This window comes from Longitalea luteola (assembly GCF_017356035.1).
Lineage (GTDB): Bacteria > Bacteroidota > Bacteroidia > Chitinophagales > Chitinophagaceae > Niastella > Niastella luteola.
In genome coordinates, this window is sequence record NZ_JAFIQX010000001.1 from 447094 (window position 1) to 470733 (window position 23640).

17 protein-coding genes are annotated in these 23640 nt (G+C 47.3%); 12 read left to right on the top strand and 5 right to left on the bottom strand.

Going from position 1 to position 23640, the window contains the following annotated elements; genetic code table 11:
• Positions 1 to 144 precede the first annotated feature (144 nt).
• Positions 145 to 957: a formate dehydrogenase accessory sulfurtransferase FdhD gene (fdhD, locus tag JUB15_RS01765; protein WP_207510601.1), complete on the bottom strand. Its 813-nt coding sequence runs from the start codon at positions 955 to 957 to the stop codon at positions 145 to 147.
• 395 nt (positions 958 to 1352) lie between these two features.
• On the opposite strand from fdhD, the gene JUB15_RS01770 reads away from it, so the two are divergent.
• The 3 genes from JUB15_RS01770 to JUB15_RS01780 all read left to right on the top strand — a co-directional run bounded on the left by JUB15_RS01770 (position 1353) and on the right by JUB15_RS01780 (position 5744).
• Complete coding sequence (locus JUB15_RS01770) at positions 1353 to 2894, top strand: alpha-N-arabinofuranosidase (RefSeq protein ID WP_207510602.1); 1542 nt, start codon at positions 1353 to 1355, stop codon at positions 2892 to 2894.
• A gap of 79 nt (positions 2895 to 2973) precedes the next feature.
• Entirely contained in the window at positions 2974 to 4116 is a 1143-nt protein-coding gene (locus JUB15_RS01775; RefSeq protein WP_207510603.1) for an aldose epimerase family protein, read from the top strand.
• Between the two features lie 194 nt (positions 4117 to 4310).
• Complete coding sequence (locus JUB15_RS01780) at positions 4311 to 5744, top strand: arabinose isomerase (protein ID WP_207510604.1); 1434 nt, start codon at positions 4311 to 4313, stop codon at positions 5742 to 5744.
• Between the two features lie 121 nt (positions 5745 to 5865).
• Here the strand turns inward: JUB15_RS01780 and JUB15_RS01785 are convergent, their stop codons facing one another.
• The 3 genes from JUB15_RS01785 to JUB15_RS01795 all read right to left on the bottom strand — a co-directional run bounded on the left by JUB15_RS01785 (position 5866) and on the right by JUB15_RS01795 (position 10410).
• A complete protein-coding gene (locus tag JUB15_RS01785) occupies positions 5866 to 8043 on the bottom strand; it encodes an amylo-alpha-1,6-glucosidase (RefSeq protein ID WP_207510605.1) in 2178 nt (725 codons plus the stop codon).
• Positions 8044 to 8067: 24 nt separating this feature from the next.
• Positions 8068 to 9135 carry a glycosyltransferase family 4 protein gene (locus tag JUB15_RS01790; RefSeq protein ID WP_242696157.1) on the bottom strand — a complete coding sequence of 356 codons (1068 nt, stop codon included), beginning with the start codon at positions 9133 to 9135 and terminating at the stop codon, positions 8068 to 8070.
• A gap of 393 nt (positions 9136 to 9528) precedes the next feature.
• Positions 9529 to 10410 carry an AraC family transcriptional regulator gene (locus JUB15_RS01795; protein ID WP_207510607.1) on the bottom strand — a complete coding sequence of 294 codons (882 nt, stop codon included), beginning with the start codon at positions 10408 to 10410 and terminating at the stop codon, positions 9529 to 9531.
• Positions 10411 to 10564: 154 nt separating this feature from the next.
• Between JUB15_RS01795 and JUB15_RS01800 the strand changes: the two genes are divergently transcribed.
• Positions 10565 to 11107, top strand: coding sequence for an RNA polymerase sigma-70 factor (locus tag JUB15_RS01800; protein ID WP_207510608.1), 543 nt, complete (start codon positions 10565 to 10567; stop codon positions 11105 to 11107).
• A 152-nt stretch (positions 11108 to 11259) separates the two neighbouring features.
• Here JUB15_RS01800 and JUB15_RS01805 read toward each other — a convergent pair whose 3' ends face one another.
• Positions 11260 to 12027: a DeoR/GlpR family DNA-binding transcription regulator gene (locus tag JUB15_RS01805; RefSeq protein WP_207510609.1), complete on the bottom strand. Its 768-nt coding sequence runs from the start codon at positions 12025 to 12027 to the stop codon at positions 11260 to 11262.
• A 546-nt stretch (positions 12028 to 12573) separates the two neighbouring features.
• On the opposite strand from JUB15_RS01805, the gene JUB15_RS01810 reads away from it, so the two are divergent.
• The 8 genes from JUB15_RS01810 to JUB15_RS01845 all read left to right on the top strand — a co-directional run bounded on the left by JUB15_RS01810 (position 12574) and on the right by JUB15_RS01845 (position 23578).
• On the top strand, positions 12574 to 14148 hold the full coding sequence (locus JUB15_RS01810; protein ID WP_207510610.1) for a glycerol-3-phosphate dehydrogenase/oxidase: 1575 nt from the start codon (positions 12574 to 12576) through the stop codon (positions 14146 to 14148).
• A gap of 254 nt (positions 14149 to 14402) precedes the next feature.
• A complete protein-coding gene (locus tag JUB15_RS01815; protein WP_207510611.1) occupies positions 14403 to 15821 on the top strand; it encodes a calcineurin-like phosphoesterase C-terminal domain-containing protein in 1419 nt (472 codons plus the stop codon).
• A 111-nt stretch (positions 15822 to 15932) separates the two neighbouring features.
• Positions 15933 to 16607, top strand: coding sequence for a GDSL-type esterase/lipase family protein (locus tag JUB15_RS01820; protein WP_207510612.1), 675 nt, complete (start codon positions 15933 to 15935; stop codon positions 16605 to 16607).
• Positions 16608 to 16770: 163 nt separating this feature from the next.
• On the top strand, positions 16771 to 18255 hold the full coding sequence (gene glpK, locus JUB15_RS01825; RefSeq protein WP_207510613.1) for a glycerol kinase GlpK: 1485 nt from the start codon (positions 16771 to 16773) through the stop codon (positions 18253 to 18255).
• Between the two features lie 193 nt (positions 18256 to 18448).
• Complete coding sequence (locus JUB15_RS01830; RefSeq protein WP_207510614.1) at positions 18449 to 19186, top strand: MIP/aquaporin family protein; 738 nt, start codon at positions 18449 to 18451, stop codon at positions 19184 to 19186.
• An 8-nt stretch (positions 19187 to 19194) separates the two neighbouring features.
• Positions 19195 to 20103, top strand: coding sequence for a glycerophosphodiester phosphodiesterase family protein (locus tag JUB15_RS01835; RefSeq protein ID WP_242696158.1), 909 nt, complete (start codon positions 19195 to 19197; stop codon positions 20101 to 20103).
• 240 nt (positions 20104 to 20343) lie between these two features.
• On the top strand, positions 20344 to 22599 hold the full coding sequence (locus tag JUB15_RS01840) for a GH92 family glycosyl hydrolase (protein ID WP_207510615.1): 2256 nt from the start codon (positions 20344 to 20346) through the stop codon (positions 22597 to 22599).
• Positions 22600 to 22813: 214 nt separating this feature from the next.
• Positions 22814 to 23578 carry an SDR family NAD(P)-dependent oxidoreductase gene (locus JUB15_RS01845; RefSeq protein WP_207511038.1) on the top strand — a complete coding sequence of 255 codons (765 nt, stop codon included), beginning with the start codon at positions 22814 to 22816 and terminating at the stop codon, positions 23576 to 23578.
• Positions 23579 to 23640 lie beyond the last annotated feature (62 nt).

The following is a 23640-nucleotide window of genomic DNA, read 5'->3' on the forward strand; positions in this document are numbered from 1 at the left end:
GCACAATTTCGGCACGCAAAAATCTATTTCCCACTTCCTTCATACACATGCCTAAGAAAGAAAAACCTTCTTTATTACCTGGTATTTCCTACTTCGTACTTCCTGCTTCGCCTGCCTGTATTCTCAAACTAAGTTTTTCAGGTGTCATACTTTTATCCTGTGTGATCCACTATAAACATTAAACCTGTCATGCCTGAGAAAGCCAATGAGGGTAACATCATGTTCTGTGGCCAGTTGTACGGCCAGGCTCGAAGGGGCGCCCACCGCAGCAATCACCGGGATGCCGGCCATAACCGCTTTTTGGATCAGTTCAAAACCGGCGCGTCCGCTGAGGAGCAGGATGTGTTGCGATAAGGGCAGTTGCCGGTTTTTGAAGGCGGCGCCTATCACTTTGTCAACCGCATTGTGCCGGCCTATATCCTCATGCAGCAGCATGCACGACCCGTGGGTATCGAACAGGGCGGCAGCATGCAGTCCACCAGTGGTTTCAAATACCAGCTGTTTTTGTTGCAGTCCGTGCTGCAGCCCGTAGAACAAGCTGGCAGGCACCATCAGCCCATCGGCTTGTTTTGCGAACGGCGGCTGTATTTTAACGGCATCGATACCTGTTTTACCGCATACCCCGCAGCTGGAACTGGTATAGAAATTCCGTTCGGCCTGTTGCAGTTGCGGCACTACGCCCGGCGCCAGGGTAATCAGCACCCGGGTTGGCTGTGCCAGGATATGCTTTATTTGATCAATATGTTGTAAAATGCCTTCGGTAAACAGGAAACCGGCAGCCAGTTCGGCATCATCTCCGGGCGTGCGCATGGTAACCGAGATGGTTTTTTGTTCGTACCCGGCGGCACCCTGCCAGCCCAACTGAATTTCAAGCGGTGCTTCCACGGCCAGTTGATCCTCTACCTCGGTTTGTTCACCGGCATTGATCTTTTTTATTTTAATATGGGCCGTTTGCATTATATAAAGTTAGGGAAAAGGCGGAAGGCAGACGTGAAACGGATCAAGGCTAAAGGTTCAAGGCTCAAGGCTCAAGGCTAAAGGCACACGGCTCAAGGCTCAAGGCAATCCGCTACGCCAAGGCTTCGGTGAACAAGGCAAATAGAGCGGCAATCCGGCAACTGGTGACTGGTACTCGTAACTGGCGACCGGCAACTGGTAACTGGTAACCGCAGCAACGCAATTGAAAAATAATTAAGTGTGAAATTGACAGATATACTATCTTAGTTTCCCGGTCCGGACCTCGTCGGGATGAATTTTTACTATAAATAACGATCACCATGCTGCCAATTATGCTCCTTGCTATAAACAACCAATTCTTTACATTCATTAATTATTCATCTTAAAGTTCTTACATGAAACGCTTTGCTTTGCTTGTAACTTGCACTTCATTGATCGCTTTTAACATGCTTGCCCAGAACAACATAACTTTTAAGGTAGACGCTGCAAAAACGACTATCAACCGTAATATCTATGGGCATTTTGCTGAACATTTAGGCCATTGTATTTACGGTGGTTTTTATGTTGGAGAAGGCAACACGAAGATTCCGAACAGTAATGGCGTACGCAACGATGTTGTTGATGCGCTGAAAAGATTAAAGATCGCCAACCTGCGCTGGCCCGGCGGCTGTTTTGCCGATACCTATCACTGGAAAGACGGCATTGGCCCTAAAGACAAACGGCCCAGCATGGTAAATACCTGGTGGGGCGGTGTTACCGAAGACAACAGTTTTGGCACGCACGATTTTTTGAATATGTGCGAGCTCATTGGCACCCAGCCCTATCTTGCTGGTAACGTTGGCAGTGGTACCGTACAGGAGCTGATCGACTGGGTGCAGTATGTAAACTTCGACGGAAAAAGTCCTATGTCGGACCTGCGCCGCCAGAACGGCCGCGAAAAACCCTGGAATGTTACTTACTGGGGTGTAGGTAATGAAGCTTGGGGTTGTGGTGGTAATATGACCCCCGAATATTATGCGGATGTTTACCGCAAATACGCCACGTTCATGACCGGCTGGTCGAACGAAACCAAAATATTCCGCATTGCCTCCGGCGCCAATTCAAAAGATTATAACTGGACGGAAGTATTGATGAAAAAGATCCCGCACAACATGGTGGGTGGTTTGGCCCTGCATCATTACTCCGTAATTGAATGGAACAAAAAAGGCCCTGCCGTTGATTTTACCGAACAGCAATATTTTCAAACCATGAAATCGGCCCTGTTCATGGATTCGCTGGTGACAAAACATGCTGCTATCATGGATAAATATGATCCGCAAAAGCGGGTAGCCCTGGTAGTGGATGAATGGGGTGGTTGGTACGATGTGGAAGCAGGTACCAATCCGGGTTTCCTGTATCAGCAAAACACGATGCGCGATGCCATGATCGCCGGCGCTACACTCAATATCTTCCATAACCACTGCGACCGGGTTCGGATGGCCAACCTCGCGCAAACGGTAAATGTGCTGCAGGCGGTGATCTTAACGAAGGAAGAAAAAATGATCCTTACACCCACTTATCACGTAATGGAAATGTATAATGTACATCAGGATGCTAAAATGGTTCCGTTAACGATCAGGAGCAACAGTTATATGTTCGGCAATGAAAAATTGCCGGCCATATCGGCGTCTGCTTCTAAAGACTCTACCGGCGCTATGCATATTTCCCTGGTGAATATCGATCCCAAAGCGGCACAGGACCTTGCGATCACCCTGGAAGGCGGGAATTATAAAACAGTGAGCGGCCGCATCCTTACATCGGCTAAATTACAGGACCATAACACATTTGAGGAACCAGCTAAAATTAAACCGGCAACGTTCCAGGGCGCTGCCTTAAAAGGCAGATCTCTCAATGTAAAGATGCCCCCTTTTTCTGTAGTTGTACTGGAGTTAAAATAGTGTGGTCGTGATAGGGAAAATATCAGATATTTGACAAATTTTCAAACAACCCAATTGTAAACATAATAACGGATTTCCAATGAATAGATTGATTTGCCATGTCGCTATGCTATCGCTGGTCACGAGTATAGCATCATGCGGCGGCGAAAACAAACAACCTTCAACAGAAAATAATCAGGAAATGATCAAAGCTGGCGTAACAACAAAAGATTGGGGCGAAACTGATGGCAAAAAAGTACAGTTATTTACGCTCACCAATAAAAACGGCTTAACAGTAAGCATCACAAATTATGGTGGAATTGTCACTTCATGGGTTACGCCTGATAAAAATGGCAACAAGTCAAGTGTGGTGATTGGTATGGAAAGCCTGGATGAGTACCTGAAAAAGCCACCTTATTTTGGCGCTATCATTGGCCGTTATGGTAACCGGATTGGTGATGCCAAATTCAAACTCGATGGCAAAACCTATACGCTGGCTGCCAACAACGGAAAGAATAACCTGCATGGCGGCAACAAAGGTTTCGATAAAGTGGTGTGGGATGCATCGCCTGCTGCCGACAGCACACCTTCCCTTACATTAACTTACCTCAGCAAAGATGGTGAAGAGGGTTTCCCCGGCAACCTGAAAGTAACGGTGGTGTACACCCTTACAGATGATAATGTGCTGAATATGGACTATTCCGCAGAAACCGACAAAGCCACTCCGGTTAATTTAACCAACCACAGTTACTTCAATCTTACCGGAAGTACAGAGAACACCATTTTGAATCACACGCTGCAGATCAATGCCGATCATTATACTCCGGTTGATACTACGCTGATCCCCACGGGTGAGATCAAACCGGTGAAAGGAACGCCATTCGATTTTACAAAACCAGCAACCATTGGCGCCCGCATCGATGCCGTGCCCGGTGGCTATGATCATAATTTTGTGTTGAACCGCAAAGATAGCTCCCTGCAACTGGCGGCTATATTGACCGACAGTGTGAGCGGCCGTAAGCTGGAAGTATTTACCACGGAGCCTGGGATCCAGTTCTACAGCGGTAATTTCCTCGATGGCACTTTTACAAGCGGTGGCAAACCGGTGAAATTACGTACAGCCCTTTGCCTGGAAACCCAGCACTTTCCCGATTCACCCAACAAACCCAATTTCCCATCCACCATTTTACAACCCGGACAGAAATACCATACTGTAACACAGTATAAAGTTTCGGTACAGTAAAAAGTCAACATAATAGTTAGCGGCGCCACGGTCCAAAATCGTGGCGCCGCTTTTTTTGAGCCCACCTGTCTTTTTCCAATACAACTGGTGGTCGAGGAGCTGTTTTGCGTATTGTTTATGGATGCGCAGGACGCGTCTTGTTCAAAAAACGCAACATTCAGAAACTGGTAATTGGAAATGTATAATTCAGCAGCATGACAAAAACGCCCCCATTTAAAATTGGATTGTTTGGAATAGGATTGGATACCTACTGGCCTCAGTTTGCAGGCTTAAAAGAAAGACTGGAAGGCTACCTGGGTGAAGTGCATAAACAAATTGCGGCGCTGCACCCCGATATTGTTAATGCCGGACTGGTTGATACGGCTGATAAAGCCTTTGAAGCCGGATACCGGTTCCGCACGGAAGGGGTAAATATTATATTTCTGTATGTAACCACCTATGCATTGTCCTCAACCGTATTGCCCGTGGTACAGCAGGCTAAAGTACCGGTGATCGTTTTGAATTTGTCGCCCGAAGCGGCCATCGACTACAAGGCATTCAACAGCATGAATGACCGTACCCGCATGACCGGTGAATGGCTGGCCTATTGTTCTGCCTGCCCCGTGCCCGAAATCGCCAATGTGTTCCTGCGTACCGGCATACAGTTCTACCAGGTTACCGGTATGTTGTACAGCGATGCCGAATGCTGGAAAGAGATCCTGGAATGGGTAGAAGCGGCTAAAGTAGCCCACACTATGGCGTTTAACAGGCTGGGTTGTATGGGCCATTATTACAGCGGCATGCTTGATATTTATTCTGACCTCACCCAGCAATACCGGTTCTTCGGCGGGCATATTGAGTTGATAGAAGTAGATGAACTGGCGGCCTTACGGCGCGAAGTAACAGAAGCAGCGATCGAACAACGCGTTGCTTTATTCAAGACGACCTTTGATGTGCAGGCCGATTGTTCTACTGAAGAATTGATCAGGGCCGCCCGTACTTCCGTAGCTTTAGACAAGCTGGTTGCTCAATACCAACTGGGTTCTATGGCTTATTATTACAAAGGCACCGGCAATGAAGAGAATGAAGATGCTATCAGCTCTATTATCCTGGGCAACTCCATGCTCACTGCCAGCGGTGTGCCCGTGGCGGGTGAATACGAGATAAAGAATGCGCAGGCTATGAAGATCATGGACAGCTTTGGCGCCGGCGGTTCTTTTACGGAATACTATGCCATGGATTTCAAGGAAGATGTGGTATTGATGGGACATGACGGTCCGGGCCATATAGCTATTGCCGAAGGGAAGACCAAAGTGCGCCCACTCTATGTGTATCATGGGAAAGTGGGTAGGGGATTATCGGTTGAAATGTCGGTAAAGAACGGACCGGTTACCCTGCTTTCGGTTGTACAGCAGGGGGACGGCCGGCTGATGTTGTTAACCGCTGAAGGGGCTTCTGTTGCCGGTCCGATCCTCGAAATAGGTAATACCAATAGCCGCTATAAATTCTCCATCGGCGCCCGCCGGTTTGTAAATGACTGGAACAGCCATGGCCCCGCCCACCATTGTGCAGTAGGCGTGGGGCACATAGTGTCGAAAATTAAAAAGTTAGGATTGTTGTTGGGTATCGAGGTTAAGCAAGTCTGTTAGGATCTTGGGATTTCTGATTTCCTGATTACGAGATTTATTAAATCTAAAAATCCCGAAATCCCGAAATCCCGAAATCCCAAAATCCCGAAATCCCGAAATCCCAAAATCAGAAATCAGAAATCTATTTGATGGCGACTATTTCCCAGCCCACCGGCTTTTTGATACAATGAATGCCCAGGTCATGTTCATACCTGATCATTTCCAGCTCAAACACTTCATTGCCAAACCGCAGGTTCGAGATCCTGATCTGTTTAATGTAATCCGGCAGCATCGGTTTGTACAGGGTCAGTTTCTTGTTGTGAGCGTCGAAGGTAACGCGTAAACAACCCTGTATCAGCAGGAATACCGCGGCTACTGACCAGGCTTGTGGGGAACAGGCCACGGGGTAAGCGGTAGGAGATTCTCCCCGCCGGAATGGAAAGCCACAAAACAGTTCAGGCAATCGCTGTTGTTCTATGAAGAGCGACGCATCGAATAATCCCTGCATCAGCCGGAGGGATTCCTGCATCAACCCATAGCGGGCGAACCCATAGGCGGCCAGGGCGGTGTCGTGCGGCCATACCGATCCGTTATGATACGACATGGGGTTGTACCTCGCTGCCCGCGATGAAAGCGTACGAATGCCCCAGCCGGTGAACATATCATCACTCATCAATACATTGGCTGTGCGCACGGCTCTTTCCGGGGTCACAATGCCGGAGTATAAAAGATGTCCTACGTTCGATGACACCACCCGGCAGGGTCTTTTATCGCCGTCCAGGGCCAGGATGTACGTACCTAAATCATCGTCCCAGAATACTTCATTGAAATGTTCTTTCAACTCTTCCGCTTCTTTTTTCAACTGTTCTGCCATTTCGTGATGACCTAAGCGGTGGGCGATATAAGCAGCCTGTTTTTTGGCATCGTACACATAGCCCTGCACTTCACATAATGCGATGGGAAAAGAGGCCAGGTCGCCATTCTCGTGCGAGATGGAATCGTGTGAATCTTTCCATCCCTGGTTGGCCAGACCGCTTTCTGCTTTGCGCTCGTATTCTACAAAGCCGTCGCCATCCATATCGCCATATACTTTTATCCAGGTGAGTGCCTGTAAAATATTATCCCATATTTCGCGGATGGTCGCCAGGTCGTCGGTGCGTTTTAAGTAGTGGCCGGCCAGTACGATGAATAAAGGTGTGGTATCGATACTGCCATAATACAGTTTGAACGGAATTTCACCAGTCTCGGCCATTTCACCCGATCTTATTTCATGTAAGATCTTGCCTGGTTCAGCATCCTGCAACGGTAACAATTCCTTTGCCTGTCTTTTGGCCTGATACATTAAAACGCCTTTGGCAATATTGGGGGCTACCCATAAAGTTTCCAGGGCCGTAATAGTGCCATCGCGGCCAAACACCGTGTTGTACCAGGGTACCCCCGCGTAGGGATAACAGCCATACGGTGTTTGCACCAGCAATGAGAGCAGATCATTCTTCGAACGGTTGATCCAGTTATTGAACTGCTCATTGTCGGTATAGATCTCAGCGATCATTTCCTTGCTCTTCTCCATGCCCGTTCTGATCTTATTGAACGCGGCGGAATAAGATTCGAGCATAACCGGCTGGGAAACCGAAAAAACGGAAGTGCAATTAATGCTGAAGGTTTCCTGTGGCGCCAGTTTTATTTTATAATATACCCTGTTCTCTTTTATGACCGCAGGGGCCGGATCAAAATGCAGGTTCGTCTGCCGTTCAATGTTGTCGAGCCCCTTATAGGAAAGTACAATATGATTTTTAGCTGATATTACCGGTACCTGTACAGCGCCTCTTTGTTTTCTCGGTATGCCCCTCACCTCAAAGATGTCCCTGAAGTCGGCGTCAAAAGTGATCTCCAGTTCCGCCTCATGTACATCGGAACCATAGTTGTGCAGGATGATCAGTTCATGACAGGCGCCGTCCTGCAGGAATTTACTGCGGGAGATATGTAAGGTGCCCTTGGGAATGACCATATTCTGATCGTCGTTGATGTCGGGATTGGTAAGGTCAACCGACATCATTTCATTTTCATTTTTGATATTGGAGCTGAGCAGCATGGGCCGGTAATGGTTTAGCTCCAGTTCCATATCGCTGAGGAACCGCGTGCCCTGGTGGTAGATGCCCTGCACACAGGTTCCAAACTGTTTAATATCGCCCCAGCGGTCAAAAATGCCAAAGGTATCGCCATAATTCAGTGTGAGCACACGATCATCGGCATACGAAGAAGAAGCCAGTATGTAGTATTTGTCATCATGCAGCTTCACCAGGGTGTCGTGCTTTTTCATTATCCAGTGTTTTGTATCCGTTTATTATTTTCTATACGCTGGTGTTAAAGAGAAACTAAGTTTGGGTTGTTTGAATACCGTTTTTTCGTACAACCGTACATAATTTTCAGCCATTACAATATCGCTGAATCTTTTTTCAAAGGTTTCGCGGCAAGCCGAACGGCTTATTAAATGAATATTTTTAAGAGCTTCCGCTGCTTTATCAATATTGTTAACAATGAAGCCGGTTTTGCCATGTTCAATGATCTCGGGAACGGAACCATGACTATAAGCAATGACAGGTGTACCGCAAGCCATAGCTTCTATCAGCACCATGCCAAATGGTTCGGGCCAGTCGATCGGGAACAGCAATGCTTTGGCGTTGGCCAGCAATGGCCCTTTTTCCTTTTCCCCGATCTCCTGCAGATATTCAACATGCGGCTCATCGAGCAGCGGACGGATCTCTTTCTCAAAATATCTTTCATCGGCTTTATCTACTTTCGCCGCGATCTTTATTTTTATGTTCGCCTTGCGGGCGATTTCAATAGCGCGGTCTGCTCTTTTTTCGGGCGAGAACCGGCCCAGGAAAACCACATAATCTCCTTTTCCTTCGCCATAATCATACAGGTCAACCGGCAACCCATGATATACGGTATCCACCCAGTTGGCCATAGGTAATGGCCGCCGTTGTGCATTGGAGATAGAGATCACCGGAATATCACTGAATTTTTTATACAATGGTTTTAGTTCCGGGATATCCAAGCGTCCATGCAGGGTGGTCAATGACCGTGTATCGCAGAAGCGGCTCACGGGAAAATGCAGATAATCTGTATGGAAATGCAACAGGTCAAATTCATGCGCACGATCCATTACTTCCTGGATCTGCAGGATATGCCCCGCAACCTGATCGACACAATTACTCAATCGTAACGAAGTAGGTGTAACAGAAACCAGTTTGGCATTCGTCACCGAATCGCCTGATGCAAACAATGTGACTTGATGACCAAGCTTTACCAAAGCATTGGTGAGGTAAGCTACTACACGTTCTGTGCCGCCATAGAATTTGGGCGGAACTGATTCAACCAACGGGGCAATTTGTGCAATTCTCAACATAGCCAATAATTTCTGTTTGTTGTTTCAATTAAAATTATACGGCGATGGTGTGATAGGGGTATGCGAGGAGGTTGGGGAAAAATGGCGTCAGGGTGGCATATGGTGAAAATTATACAACATAAGTACGCTCCTGATTTATCTATTAACGCTTTCTGAATGAAAGGTATTCATATTAAATACGAACAGGAATACGCAATTCGGATGCCAGGGGAAACCAATGTGCTGATGGGATCATTGGCTAATGTGCTAATTCCGATTTTGCAGAGGTTCCTGTTAAAGGCTTAGTTCATGCCTAAGCAAGAGCGATAGCATGTATTAGCATTAGCACATCAGTACATTAGCAAATTAGCTAACTCCTTGACTTTTTGAATCGCTTTCATTCCCTCAAGCGCCTTACAACTTAAGAGTTTTATTCCTGAATTGAACGGGTGTTACCCCCGTCTTTTCCTTAAACAATTTTGAGAAATAAAAGTTGGATTCGAAGTTGAGCTCGAAAGCGATCTCTTTTACCGATTTGGTAGTATTGGTAAGCAGTTCTTTGGCTTTGTGTATCTTCAGTTGTATTTGAAACTGCCCCGGTGCAAGGCCGGTATATTCTTTGAATATTTTTCTGAATCGTGAATAACTGATCTGCAGTTCATGCGCTACATCAACCGGCGAATAGTTCTGATCGATATTCGACCGGAACAATAACCGCGCTTTATCTACAATAGCTTCTACGTCCTGCCCGGTAAATTTTTCCTGTTGTGATAATGAATAAATATTACCAAGCAGGTGTAACACGGTGCCGGCAATGAGCGGTTGATAGCCCGCTTTTTCTTCTCTCGTGGTATCGATGATCTCCTGGAATAAATGCAACAGCGGTTCCTGGTAACCAACCGGTATGATCGGATTGGCCGGGGTAAAAAATTTTTTAGCCAGCAGGTTTTGTACGATGGGACCATTGAATCCCACCCAGTATTCATCCCAGCCGGTTTTTTTATCGGGTTTGTAGCGATGCCGTTCCTCGGGGAATAACAGGATGACAGAACCTGCTGTTATGGGTTGCTGTCCGCCGCTGTTAGATTCAAAGAGGCCGCTGCCCTGTGTGATATAAATTATCTGGAACTCCTGCAATACCCTTCCTTTTTCCCAGTTGAAATAATGATGGGCAGGATGTGTGGCATAGGGGTAAGTGCTCCCTGCAACAATGTGTGTGCAGCCGGTGTTCAAAACGCTCAGGCCCCAGCTTTCATCTTCTTCACTTACCGGCAGGTATTTGTAGTAATTGACCATGTTGTTGCTTTAATATCAAAAAGTACAACGCAAATATCAAATCAGGTAAATAGCCAGCACAATAATAGCAATAATTTTATTGGGCACAATGTACCATGTTACTTATCGGGTCAACAGCCATTCACAGCAATAAAACGATTGTAAACCATTTGATATGAACGGGAACACACCTGATAGCCATCTGATTGAATTATGGCGTACCGGTAATGAGAACGCATACCGTGTATTATTTGATCGTTATTTTTTTAAGCTGTACAACTATACCCTGAAACTGATCTCTGACAAAAGTATTTCAGAAGAGATAGTGATGGACGTTATGCTGGCGGTATGGCAGAAGCGCGACCGCCTCAACAGCAATCTTTCTTTATCGGCTTATTTATATAGATCGGTCAGGAACCGCCTGATAGATCATCTGCGCAAACAACACCTGCCTACTGTTTCCCTGGATCAAACATCGGTGGAACCGCCTTCTTCATTTATTACCGATAGCCGTATTCTGCATAAAGAACTGGAACGTTTATATAAGAATTCGCTCGACCGGTTACCGCCGCAAAAGAAACGCATCTTTACCATGAGCAGGGAAGAAGGCAGCTCCTACAAGGAAATAGCCGACAGATTGCAATTATCAAAGAACACCGTTGAGAATCATATGGTGGCGGCGCTGCGGTTGCTGAAAGACCATATGGCAATGTGCTAACGGCAATGTGATAATTTGATAATTTGATAATTGGAAATTGAGATAATTAATGATTCGATAATGTGGTAATACGCACTCTGATAATTTGATAATTCGAAGTTGTCCTTATCTTCCTCTGTATTCATCATCACATCATCACATTATCAAATTAGCTAATTAACGATGGTCACTTCTATCCCCCGGCTTTCGAACTGCGAAACAAAATGTTCTGAGATGCCACTATCGGTGATGATCTGATCAATCTCTTCGAGCCCGCAGATGCGGCCGAAACCACGTTTACCAAATTTGGTAGAGTCGGAGAGCACGATCACTTTTTGTGATACCTCTATCATTTGCCGGTTCAGGTGGGCTTCCATTACACTGGTAGTTGTGAGGCCGAACTCCAGGTCAATGCCATCTACACCCAGGAATAATTTACTGCAGAAAAAATCGGTAAGGATCTTTTGCGCGTAGGGTCCGGTTACAGAAGAGGAGCTTTTGCGCAGGATCCCGCCCAGCTGCATGATCTCGATATCCGGGTGTTTGATCAATTCCTGCGCTACCTGCAGCGAGGCAGTAATAACGGTCACATTTTCTTTAGCCGGAAAATTTTTGGCCAGCGCGAGCACCGTAGTACCGGAGGCAATGATGATGGAATCGTTATCGGTGATCAGTTGGGCCGCGGTAAAGCCGATCTTCATTTTTTCTGCCGACTGCAGTTTCTCCTTTTCATTGACCGGCCGGTCGATCGTATAGGGATTATTCGTCGTTGCGCCGCCATGCGTGCGGAACAACAGATTCTTGTCTTCCAGCAGTTTCAAATCCTTTCGGATCGTTACAGACGAAACATCGAGCTCCTTGCAAAGCTCCAGTACGTTAACGAAACTTTCCTTACTCAGTTTATTCAGTATGAATTGGTGGCGTTCAGTTTGTGAGATCATAATTGGTGTACCAAATTAAAGGAAAATTATCAGATGGCTGTACAGGGACGGTAGTTTGAATAACAGAATTGTCTGATTACAATGGCGTTGGCCGCTCTGCTTTTAACAAGCACCCGGCGGTTCGCGCTTCCTGACCATCTGTAAACCGTAGCTGCGCCGGGTCTGCTTCGGGCCAGATTCGCCAATGTCTCGTTGATACCCCGTAGATGTCTCGTATATGTTCCGTACTTATGCCGATCCTTTAAAGGAACGGGATATCCGGGAAACATGCAGGAAGCTCGCACCTGAAATGCACAAGAGGCTCCGGGATCTGGTACCCTTAAGACCTGGTAATGCTCCGGTAACGGGTATTTAAAATTGCCTGGTCTCTAGTACCGCCTGTCCAATGCAAACGTCCTTAATAAGTTCAATTGTTCCTGCCTGGCAGGTTTAGTGCTCCAAATAAGATAACAGAAAGTTTCGCAATATTATATTAAAGTTTCAAATTGTTTCGTTATTATTGCATCATAGAAGTATTTGTAATAAAACGAAAGTTTTTGGTATAAAATGGAAGTAGAAACCGTACAGACCCGAAAGACACTAATTGACAGACTGGCTCCTCCAACGACATGGGACCTGCTGGTGATTGGGGGTGGAGCCACCGGCTTAGGCATTGCATTAGAAGCAGTTAGCAGAGGATATTCGGTATTGCTCGTGGAGCAGGCCGATTTTGCGAAAGGCACCTCCAGCCGCAGCACCAAACTGGTGCATGGTGGCGTGCGATACCTGGCACAAGGTGATATTCAACTGGTTAGAGAAGCCAGCATCGAACGGGGCCTGTTATGGCGAAATGCTCCTCATTTGGTTAAGAACCAGACTTTCATTATTCCCATTTATACTTTCTGGGACCGGCTGAAATACACCATCGGTCTGAAGCTCTACGACTGGATCTCGGGCCGCCTGAGCCTGGGATCGTCTGTTTTTGTTCCCCGTTCCAAAGCATTACAGAAATTACCCAATATAAGATCCGAAGGACTGGTAGGTGGCGTGCTGTACCACGACGGTCAGTTCGATGACAGCCGCCTGGCCATTAACCTGGTGCAAACCATCATCGAGCAGGGCGGGGTAGCGCTGAATTATATGAAGGTGACCGGTCTGCTAAAAGACAACGGACAAATTGCAGGAGCTACCATCACCGATGTGGAAACCAACCGATCCTATGTTTGTAAGGCAAAGGCCGTGATCAATGCCACCGGGGTGTTTGTTGATGAGGTGCTGCAGATGGATAATCCCACCGGAACAAAAAGTATAACAGCCAGTCAGGGGGTGCACCTGGTGCTGGATAAAAAATTTTACCCCAGTAACGATGCGTTGATGATCCCGGCTACCAGTGATGGACGTGTGTTGTTTGCCGTGCCCTGGCATGGCAAGGTGGTGGTGGGCACTACCGATACGCCGGTAACCGAAGCATCGCTGGAACCACAGGCACTGGAAAAAGAAATTGCGTTTATTCTTGAAAATGCATCACGCTATTTTGTTCAGCAGCCGAAACGAAGCGATGTACTGAGTGTGTTTGCGGGCTTACGTCCGCTCGCAGCGCCACAGGGTGGCAACCAGAAAACCAAAGAGATCTCCCGCAGTCATAAGATCATGGTAACGCCTTCAAAGCTGTTCACCATTTTAGGCGGTAAATGGACCACCTTTCGCAAAATGGGCGAGGATATGGTCGACCGCATAGAGAAAGAACTGCGGTGGCCGCATAAGAAAACAGCTACCCGTAATTTGGCTATCCATGGATCGGTGGCGAATGTTAACCTCAACGACCCGTTATATTTTTATGGCAGCGATAAAGAACGCGTGAAAGCATTGATGAACGGACATTCGAATGAATGGCTCAGCACCAGTCTGCAGATCCATGAAGCGCAGGTAGTATGGGCGGTGCAGCATGAAATGGCGCGCACCGTCGAAGATGTATTAAGCCGCCGTACCAGGGCGCTGCTGCTCGATGCCCGCGAAAGCATCCGCATGGCGGAACCGGTAGCCGCTATTATGGCGAAAGCATTACAAAAAGATAATAACTGGATAAAGGAGCAGGTGGCATCCTATACAAAATTGGCTGAAGGATACGTGTTGAAGAGCTGAGGCGGAAGTCGGAAGTCGGAAGCCGGAATGCGCAAACGTTTGCTTAGCGCTTTTGTTTTGATTACTTGCAACCAGCGCCTAAATGGCGCCGTCTCTTGAAGCCGAAAAAAACACTAACAATATAGCATAATAACTGTGGGCGGGGAAGATTGCAATTGCCTGATGGGTTAGCCCCAAGCTGTTTACGCTAGTAAAGTGAAGCTGACATTGCGTGCGCTATTTCACGTTGGCCGTTTCACGATAAAATCTGTATAATGAAAAGACGCAAATTCATTTCCTCGCTTGGTTGGCTGACTGCAGGATGGGCATTGACCCCTTTAGCGCCTGCAAAAGCATTTGTTCCCCTAGAAAAGAAAATTAAAGGTTCCGTACTCGCAAAAGGCAAAGGCCTCAAAGATGTAGTCGTAAGTGACGGATATTCGGTAGTAACCACCGATAAGTCCGGAAAATATGAAATGGAACTGCATCCCAATGCCACGGCTATTTTTGTTTCTACCCCTGCCGGTTATGCGTTTACCCATGAAAAAGGACTTTCCCGCCATTACCGCCTGGTAAAAGACATCAATAAACGCAAAGGCATCAACTTTGAGCTGGAAGCATTAACGGTAGATGATACGAATCACCAGTTCATTATCTGGGCCGATCCGCAGGTTAAAAACGAAAAAGATGTTAACCGCATGATGGCGGAATCAGTGCCCGACGTGCAGAAATTCGTGCAGGCAGCCAATGGCGCCCTGCTGCATGGCATTACGGTGGGTGACATTGTTTGGGATAACCATGCCCTGTACCCCAGTTATAATGCGGCCGTAGAAAAAATGGGCATTCCCTTTTTCCAATGTATCGGCAATCATGATATGGATTATAATAAAGGTGGTGATGAAGTATCGGATGATACCTTCCAGCAATATTACGGTCCCACCTGGTATTCTTTCAATCGGGGTAAAGTGCACTACGTAGTACTGGATGACGTACGTTACCTGGGCAAAGACCGCGAATACGATGGTTATATTTCAGAAGAACAATTGGCCTGGTTGCAAAAAGACCTGTCGTTTGTTCCCAACGATCACCTGGTGATCGTGTGCGTACATATACCCGTACACAATGAAGTGAAGAACAACGAAGCATTGTATGCCGTTTTGAAAGGCAGGAATGTACATATCATGTCGGGCCATACGCATTATCATCGAAATGTTATAAAACACGATATATTTGAGCACAACCACGGTACGGTTTGCGGCGCCTGGTGGACGGGTCCTATTTGCGGCGATGGTACGCCTTCTGGTTATGGCGTGTATTCGGTAAAAGGCACCGAGTTAAGCTGGTATTATCAATCTACCGGTAAAGAAGCCGACCACCAGGTAAGCCTGATCGTAAAGGACGAAGATGCCGCCAGCAAAAAACTGCAGGTGAATGTGTGGAATTATGATCCGGCCTGGCAGGTAGAATGCTGGGTAGACGGCGCTAAACACGATGCTTTGAAACAGGAAAAAGGGTTCGACCTGTTAGCGGTTGATCTGTATAAAGGGCCGCAATTGCCCAAGCCACGCGGCTTTGCCGAACCCAAGAAAACAGATCATTTGTTCCATGCAATGATCCCGGCTACTGCAAAGCAGGTGAAGGTGGTAGCTACCGACCGGTTTGGCAAGAAGTATACTGCGGAATACAAGGCCTAGAAATACGAAATATGAAGTACGAAGTATGAAGTATGAAGTATGAGTACAGTAACAGTTTTTAAGAAATCACTATCGAATATATTTACAACAGGAACATAACAAGCAGCATATATGAAAAAAAGGATCAGTGGACTGGTTACAGGTTTGTTCATGATTGGCCTTGCTGTATCGGCGCAAGAGACAAAAATGGATAGTACGATCCGTCCGGCCGCCTATGCAGTAAGATATGGATTGTTCAAAAACTATCCCGATTCAAAAAAAGATATCATCTTCCTGGGCAATAGTATTACGCAGGGGGTTGACTGGGCGGAATTGTTGCAAAACCCGAATGCCCGCAACCGCGGTATTTCAGGCGATATAACCTATGGCGTGCTCGAACGCCTGCATGAGGTGACCGAAGGGCAGCCGGCAAAAGTTTTTATATTGATCGGTATTAACGATATTCAGCACAATATTCCCGATTCGTTGATCGTGAATAATTACCGGCGCATCATCCGGCAGATCAAAGCACAGTCACCAAAAACAAAGATCTATTTCCATACGCTGTTGCCCGTGAACAATGAGTTCACCCAGTTCAAAAAACATTATAACAAGGATGAGCATATTGCTTATGTGAATGAGGGATTGAAGAAAATAGGCGCAGAAGAAAACATCACCGTGATCGATCTGCACCCGCATTTCCTCGATGCCGCCAAAAAACTGGATAAACGCTATACGATGGATGGGTTGCACCTGAATGCAGAGGGTTACAAGGTTTGGGCAGGTGTGCTGAAACCTTATTTGTAAAGTTCAATATATGACGACATAGGCAGGAGTTACAGGTTACAAGTTGCAGGTTACAGGGCTTTTTACTACGGGTTCTTTACCCTTGCAACCTGGAACCTGGGACCTGTAACACGTAGTTTAGATCGGTCTACATAAACGTAATAACTAACGATAATAAAATAACATGCCTCAATACATCTTGTCATTCGACCAGGGAACAACCAGCTCGCGCGCCATTATCTTCGATCAGGCTGGTTCCATTATATCTATCGCTCAAAAAGAATTCACGCAGTTATATCCCCAGCCCGGTTGGGTAGAACACGATGCCGGTGAGATCTGGGGCACCCAGCTGGCCGTTGCCGTGGAAGCCGTGAGTAAGGCCGGGTTGAAAGCAACCGATATAGCCGCCATTGGCATCACCAACCAGCGCGAAACTACCGTTGTATGGGATAAAGAGACAGGCGCCCCGATCCACAATGCCATTGTTTGGCAGGACAGGCGTACGGCCGGCTTTTGTGACGAGTTGAAAGTAAGATCCGGTAAGCTGATCCAGGAAAAAACAGGGCTGATCGTGGATGCCTATTTTTCCGGAACCAAGATCCGCTGGATCCTGGACAATGTAGCAGGCGCCCGCAAAAAAGCAGAAGAAGGAAAACTCGCTTTTGGTACTATTGATACCTGGCTGGTATGGAAGCTTACCGGGGGAAAAGTACATGCAACCGATATTACCAATGCATCGCGTACGATGCTGTTCAATATTCATACCTGCAAATGGGATGAAGAGCTGCTGCAATTACTGAATGTGCCAGCCTCCATGTTACCCCAGGTGCGTTCATCCAGTGAAGTGTTCGGTACCACCGACGCCCAGATCCTGGCCGCGCAAATTCCTATTGCCGGTATTGCCGGTGATCAGCAGGCGGCGTTGTTCGGACAAATGTGCACAGAGCCCGGCATGGTAAAAAATACGTATGGAACCGGTTGCTTTATGTTAATGAATATTGGCGACAAACCCATTTTGTCAAAGAACAACCTGGTGACCACCATCGCCTGGCAAATCGATGGTAAAGTGCAGTATGCCCTGGAAGGCAGCATCTTTATCGGCGGCGCAGTGGTGCAATGGTTGCGCGATGGCCTCGGTATCATTACCCATTCTTCCGAAGTGGAAGCGCTGGCCAAACAGGTCACTGATAACGGCGGCGTATACCTGGTGCCTGCTTTTGCCGGACTGGGCGCTCCGCACTGGGATCAACATGCCCGCGGTACCATCGTAGGTATTACCAGGGGAACAAGCGCTGCCCATATTGCCCGCGCAGCCCTTGAAAGCATTGCACTGCAAACCATGGATGTATTGACGGCCATGCAGGCTGATGCCGGTTCTCCCATTAAAGAGCTCAGGGTCGACGGTGGCGCCACTGCCAATGACCTGCTGTTACAAATCCAGGCCAATGTCTTACAGGCTACAGTGATCAGACCCCAGATCACCGAAACCACTGCTATCGGCGCTGCTTACCTGGCCGGACTGGCAGTAGGTTACTGGAAGAATATCGACGAGATCAAGAAACAATGGAAGCTCAATAAAAGCTTTTCGCCCGATACCGCGCATGCCAGCCAGTTGATGAAGGGATGGCAAAAAGCGATCAGAGCGGCAAAAGCGTATGCTGAAGAATAATGTGATAATTTAATAATGTGATGATGTGATGATGATGTGATAATTGGAATTGCAATGGTAGTAATAAGCTGTTAAGGTTACGGTTACAACTTCCAGGGCTATACAACTTGAAACCTGTAACCTGCAACCGGTAACGCAAAAAGAGAAATCAACACTTTAAACCTTAGCGGGTTTAATCTAAAAAAGTTTGTGTATGTCACCATTTACCGCCGAGTTTATCGGCACCATGTTTTTGATCCTGTTGGGAACAGGTGTTGTGGCGAACGTAATATTAAAAGGAACTAAAGGAAATGCCGGCGGCTGGATGGTGATCACCACCGGTTGGGCGCTGGCTGTATTTGTAGGCGTGGTGATCGCAGGCCCCTACAGCACCGCACACCTGAATCCTGCCGTGTCAATAGGACTGGCGATCGCCGGAAAATTTGACTGGGCCAATGTGCCCGCCTACGTCCTGGCCCAACTGCTGGGCGCAATGGCAGGCGCTTTCCTGACATGGCTCGTGTATAAGGATCATTTCAACACTACTGCCGATCCCGATACCCAGCTCGCGGTGTTCAGTACCTCGCCGGCTATCCGAAACGTTACATTCAATTTATTAAGTGAGATCATCGGCACCTTCGTACTGATCTTTGTCGTATTCTATTTCACCGATGCCGAGATCAGGAACCCTAAAGCGCCTATTGGCCTGGGTTCACTAGGTGCGTTGCCGGTGGCTTTTCTGGTATGGGCCATTGGTTTGTCATTGGGCGGAACAACCGGTTATGCCATTAACCCCGCACGTGACCTGGGGCCCCGCATCATCCATGCTTTACTGCCCATTAAACAAAAAGGAAGCAGTAACTGGAAATATGCCTGGATCCCGGTGATAGGTCCAACCATCGGGGCCGTTTTAGCCGCTTTGATATACATGCTACTCGAGATTAAAAAATGAAACATATAATGAAACGTATTGTAGTGTTAACGGTGATCGCGGGCTGTGTAGCAGCCTGCAGTGCCTCCAGGAAAATGACCATTCCCGATAACTATCCATCATTTTACAAGGAAGGACATCGGGGTACCCGCGGATTAATGCCCGAGAATACCATTCCGGCTATGAAGAAAGGCGTGGAAGTGGGCGCTAATTGTATTGAGGTGGATGTATATCTTACCAAAGACAAAAAAGTGCTGATCTCGCATGATCCATTCCCAAACATTGCCCATACCGTATTCAACGATGGCAGTGAAATTCCCAAAGCAGATGCCAAAAAGTATGTGTGGTACCAGATGAATTATGAAGACATTAAAAAGTTCGATGTAGGCTCCAAACCTTTTCCTGCCTGGCCGCAGCAACAAAAAATAAAAGTAGGTATGCCGTTGCTGGGCGAACTGATCGATTCGGTAGAAGCGTATGTAACTGCGAATAACCTGCCGAAACCGATCTATAATATTGAACTAAAAACATCCGTCCGGTATGACAGCCTGAAATACAATGCCCCTCCGGCCGAAGTGGTAGACGCCGTACTGGAAGATGTAAAAGGCCGGAACATCGGTAACCGGTTCTATATTCAGTCATTCGATGTGCGCCCCCTGCAGTACGTGCACAAAAAGTATCCGCATATCGTTATTGGCTATTTGACTACCGGCAAGAACCTCGACAGCAATTTCAAGAGCCTGGGATTCTTCCCGCATATTTATAGTCCGGAGTTCAACCTGGTGACCAAAGCCATGGCCGATTACTGTCACAGCAGGAACATGAAGCTGGTTCCCTGGACCGTAAATGATAAAGAGAAAATGAAAAGCCTCATCGCCGATGGTGTTGACGGCATTATTACTGATTATCCGAATTATTTTGCCGAAATCGGTAAATAAGTTGATGAGTTTATAAGTTGACAAGTTAAGAGGTGGGGCAGTTTATAAGACCGCCCCATCTTTTTTATTGTAGGCAACTGAGATGTTAATTCATTCAGTTGCCGGTTACCAGTTACCAGTTGCCGGGAACTGGGAATAATTGACCATTGGCCATTCACCATTGACCATTGACTATTGACCATTAAGTGCACTATATTGCGACAAATTTGTAATATTTTGATTTGTTGTAAATTCATCGGCATGAAAGGTAGCTTTTGCAGGTTGATCAAAAAGATCGTTCCGGTTTTGTGTTTTGTATTGTTCCATTCCACGTCGTTTTCCCAGCGTTTTACTGATCTCGTAAACCCGTACATAGGTACCGCAGGGCATGCCCACGTGTTCCTGGGCGCCAATGTGCCTTTTGGCGCTGTGCAGCTGGGGCCTGATAATGTGTTCCGCGGCTGGGATTGGTGCTCGGGCTACAACTATACCGACAGCATCATCAAAGGATTTTCTCATACGCATTTAAGCGGAACCGGCATGCCCGATCTTGGCGATGTGCTCATTATGCCATTTACCGGTATTATAAAGACCGGCAAGGTTACGCCGGAAGATCCAACAGCCGGTTGTTCTTCCCGTTTCTCGCATAAAAAAGAGAAAGTGAGACCAGGTTATTATGCAGTGACCCTGGACGATTATAATATCAATGTTCAGTTAACAGCCACTGAGCGCGTAGGATTCCATCAATATAAATTCCCCGCCGGCTCAACCGCCCGCATCCTGATCGATCTCAAAGAAGGTATTGGCGATAAAGCAACAGAAACGTATCTCGAGAAAGTAGATGATTCCACCCTCTACGGCTACCGGTATTCAAAAGGCTGGGCGCCGGATCAGCGTTTATATTTTGCCATCCGGTTATCGAAAGCCATGCAGCAGTTTGACATTTATAATAATGACAAACAGCAGGCAGGCAGATCGGCAAAAGGAGACGGCGTGAAGGGATTTATAAGTTTTGATAAAGCGCCTGCTGTAGTATTCCTTAAAGTGGGCATTTCACCGGTGAGTGCTGAGAATGCAATGGCCAATATCAAAGCAGAGATCCCGCACTGGCAGTTCGATAAAGTGGTAAAGGACGCCGACGCCAAATGGAACCAGGAGCTGGGAAAGATCGTTATCCATACCAAAGACGCCACAGCAAAAAGAATATTCTACACGGCGATGTATCATACCATGATCGATCCCGCCGCATTTAATGATGTGAATGGAGAATACCGTGGTCCGGATAAAAATGTGCATAAGGGGTCTTTCCAAAACTATACAATACTTTCCCTCTGGGATACCTACCGTGCGCTGAATCCTTTGTACACCATCACGCAGCCCAACCGGGTGAATGACATGGTCAATACCATGCTGCATATTTACCAGCAGCAGGGAAAATTGCCCATCTGGCATTTGGCAGGTAATGAAACCAACCTCATGCCGGGCATGAGCGGTGTGCAGATCGTTGCAGAAGCCTACCTGAAAGGCTATCGTGGTTTTGATACCGCGCTGGCATTTGAAGCCGTGAAGAATACCTCGCTGCGCGATGAGTTTGGGTTGAATTATGTAAAATCGCTGGAATATATTCCGCATAACAAAGTGCAGGAATCGGTAGCCAAGGCCATGGAGTATTGCATCAGCGATGGCAGCATTGCCCTGATGGCAAAACATATGGGCAGGAATGAAGATGCGGCACTGTTCGCAAAAAGAGCGCTGTACTATCGTCATTACTTCGACAGCACCACTAAATTTTTCCGGGGAAAGAATGAACAGGGCGAATGGAATAAGACCTTTGGTCCGGGCCGTACGAGCCATCCCTGGATCGATGATTACTGTGAAGGCAATGCCTGGCAATACACCTGGCTGGTGCCGCAGGATGTAGAAGGACTGATCCAGTTGCTGGGAGGCGATGAAGCGTTTATCAGGCGGCTGGATACATTCTTCCGGATCAAGATAGAGTTCGATCCCCAATCACCGCCCGATATTTCAGGCATGATCGGTCAGTATGCGCATGGCAATGAACCCGGACACCATACTACTTACCTGTACACATACGCTGGTGACCCGGGAAAAACGGCTGAGAAAGTACGTTATATCTTAAAAGAACAATACCTTGACAGTACCGACGGCATCAGTGGTAATGAAGACTGCGGACAGATGTCGGCCTGGTATATTTTTTCTTCCCTGGGATTTTATCCCGTATTTCCTGCTAGCGGCGCCTATGTATTGGGCAGTCCGCTCTTCGATAAAGCGACCCTACAATTACCAGGTGGAAAGAAGTTCACCGTGGAAACGGTGGGCAATAGTGAAAAGAATATTTACATCCAAAGCGTAAGCCTGAACGGAAAGCCCTGGCCAAAAACATATATTTTTCATAAGGATATTATGAATGGCGGAACCCTGCGGGTGGTGATGGGCAATAAACCAAATGCAAAATTCGGTAAGCCGGCTGTTAACAGGCCGAAGTCGATGTACTAAGTGAGAGCCGCACCGTTATGGTTTGGAAAAGATGATCACTTTCGCCTAAGTCGGTGAAGGGCAGACAGATACACTTCTGAACCGGTTAAATTTGGTAGTCTACCCCTCATGCAGGAAATTGCAGCCCGGTTTATTATTCCGGCAGCAGCCGCTGCACCGGAAGGGGACTCACCTGGGATATCATGGTATTCCGTTAACTAAAATCATTATGAGCATTCTTTCAAAATTTTCATTGGCAGGCAAAACCGCACTGGTTACAGGCTGCAAAAGAGGCATCGGTAAATCAATTGCCGTTGCACTGGCCGAAGCAGGCGCAGACATTATTGGCGTATCCGCCAGCCTCGAATTAACAGGCAGTAAAGTTCAGCAGGAAGTGGAAGCTACCGGCCGTTCTTTCAAAGCGTATCAGGCCGACTTCAACGATCGCAAAGCCATTTATACTTTTATCGACAAGGTAAAAGGCGAATGCGCTCCCGTTGATATCTTATTCTGTAATGCCGGTACCATTATGCGTAAACCCGCCGCCGAGCATCCGGATGAATACTGGGATGAAGTGATCAATGTCAACCTCAATGCCCAGTTCATATTGAGCCGCGAATTTGGCAGGGATATGATCCAGCGGGGAAGTGGTAAGATCATTTTCACGGCCTCCTTATTGAGTTTCCAGGGTGGTATCACTGTTCCCGGTTATGCGGCCAGCAAAGGCGCCATCGCCCGGCTGACCATGGCCCTCTCGAACGAATGGGCTGCCAAAGGCGTACAGGTGAATGCTATTGCGCCCGGTTATATTTCAACCGACAATACCGAAGCATTGCGCAACGATCCTGAGCGTGCCAAATCTATCCTGGCGCGGATTCCCGCCGGCCGTTGGGGCGAAGGGGATGATATGAAAGGCGCTGCCGTATACCTCGCATCGCCGGCCTCTGATTACGTTACCGGAACCATTATTACCGTTGACGGCGGCTGGATGGGCAGATAGCATAATTAGCTAGTTGGCTAATTAGCTAATGTGCTAATGGGCTAATGTCATAATGGAATACG

What these genes read in the sequence shown, in the direction of transcription:
- fdhD (WP_207510601.1), bottom strand. Translation starts at nt 957, where the DNA reads ATGCAAACGGCCCATATTAAAATAAAAAAGATCAATGCCGGTGAACAA.
- JUB15_RS01770 (WP_207510602.1), top strand. Translation starts at nt 1,353, where the DNA reads ATGAAACGCTTTGCTTTGCTTGTAACTTGCACTTCATTGATCGCTTTT.
- JUB15_RS01775 (WP_207510603.1), top strand. Translation starts at nt 2,974, where the DNA reads ATGAATAGATTGATTTGCCATGTCGCTATGCTATCGCTGGTCACGAGT.
- JUB15_RS01780 (WP_207510604.1), top strand. Translation starts at nt 4,311, where the DNA reads ATGACAAAAACGCCCCCATTTAAAATTGGATTGTTTGGAATAGGATTG.
- JUB15_RS01785 (WP_207510605.1), bottom strand. Translation starts at nt 8,043, where the DNA reads ATGAAAAAGCACGACACCCTGGTGAAGCTGCATGATGACAAATACTAC.
- JUB15_RS01790 (WP_242696157.1), bottom strand. Translation starts at nt 9,135, where the DNA reads ATGTTGAGAATTGCACAAATTGCCCCGTTGGTTGAATCAGTTCCGCCC.
- JUB15_RS01795 (WP_207510607.1), bottom strand. Translation starts at nt 10,410, where the DNA reads ATGGTCAATTACTACAAATACCTGCCGGTAAGTGAAGAAGATGAAAGC.
- JUB15_RS01800 (WP_207510608.1), top strand. Translation starts at nt 10,565, where the DNA reads ATGAACGGGAACACACCTGATAGCCATCTGATTGAATTATGGCGTACC.
- JUB15_RS01805 (WP_207510609.1), bottom strand. Translation starts at nt 12,027, where the DNA reads ATGATCTCACAAACTGAACGCCACCAATTCATACTGAATAAACTGAGT.
- JUB15_RS01810 (WP_207510610.1), top strand. Translation starts at nt 12,574, where the DNA reads ATGGAAGTAGAAACCGTACAGACCCGAAAGACACTAATTGACAGACTG.
- JUB15_RS01815 (WP_207510611.1), top strand. Translation starts at nt 14,403, where the DNA reads ATGAAAAGACGCAAATTCATTTCCTCGCTTGGTTGGCTGACTGCAGGA.
- JUB15_RS01820 (WP_207510612.1), top strand. Translation starts at nt 15,933, where the DNA reads ATGAAAAAAAGGATCAGTGGACTGGTTACAGGTTTGTTCATGATTGGC.
- glpK (WP_207510613.1), top strand. Translation starts at nt 16,771, where the DNA reads ATGCCTCAATACATCTTGTCATTCGACCAGGGAACAACCAGCTCGCGC.
- JUB15_RS01830 (WP_207510614.1), top strand. Translation starts at nt 18,449, where the DNA reads ATGTCACCATTTACCGCCGAGTTTATCGGCACCATGTTTTTGATCCTG.
- JUB15_RS01835 (WP_242696158.1), top strand. Translation starts at nt 19,195, where the DNA reads ATGAAACGTATTGTAGTGTTAACGGTGATCGCGGGCTGTGTAGCAGCC.
- JUB15_RS01840 (WP_207510615.1), top strand. Translation starts at nt 20,344, where the DNA reads ATGAAAGGTAGCTTTTGCAGGTTGATCAAAAAGATCGTTCCGGTTTTG.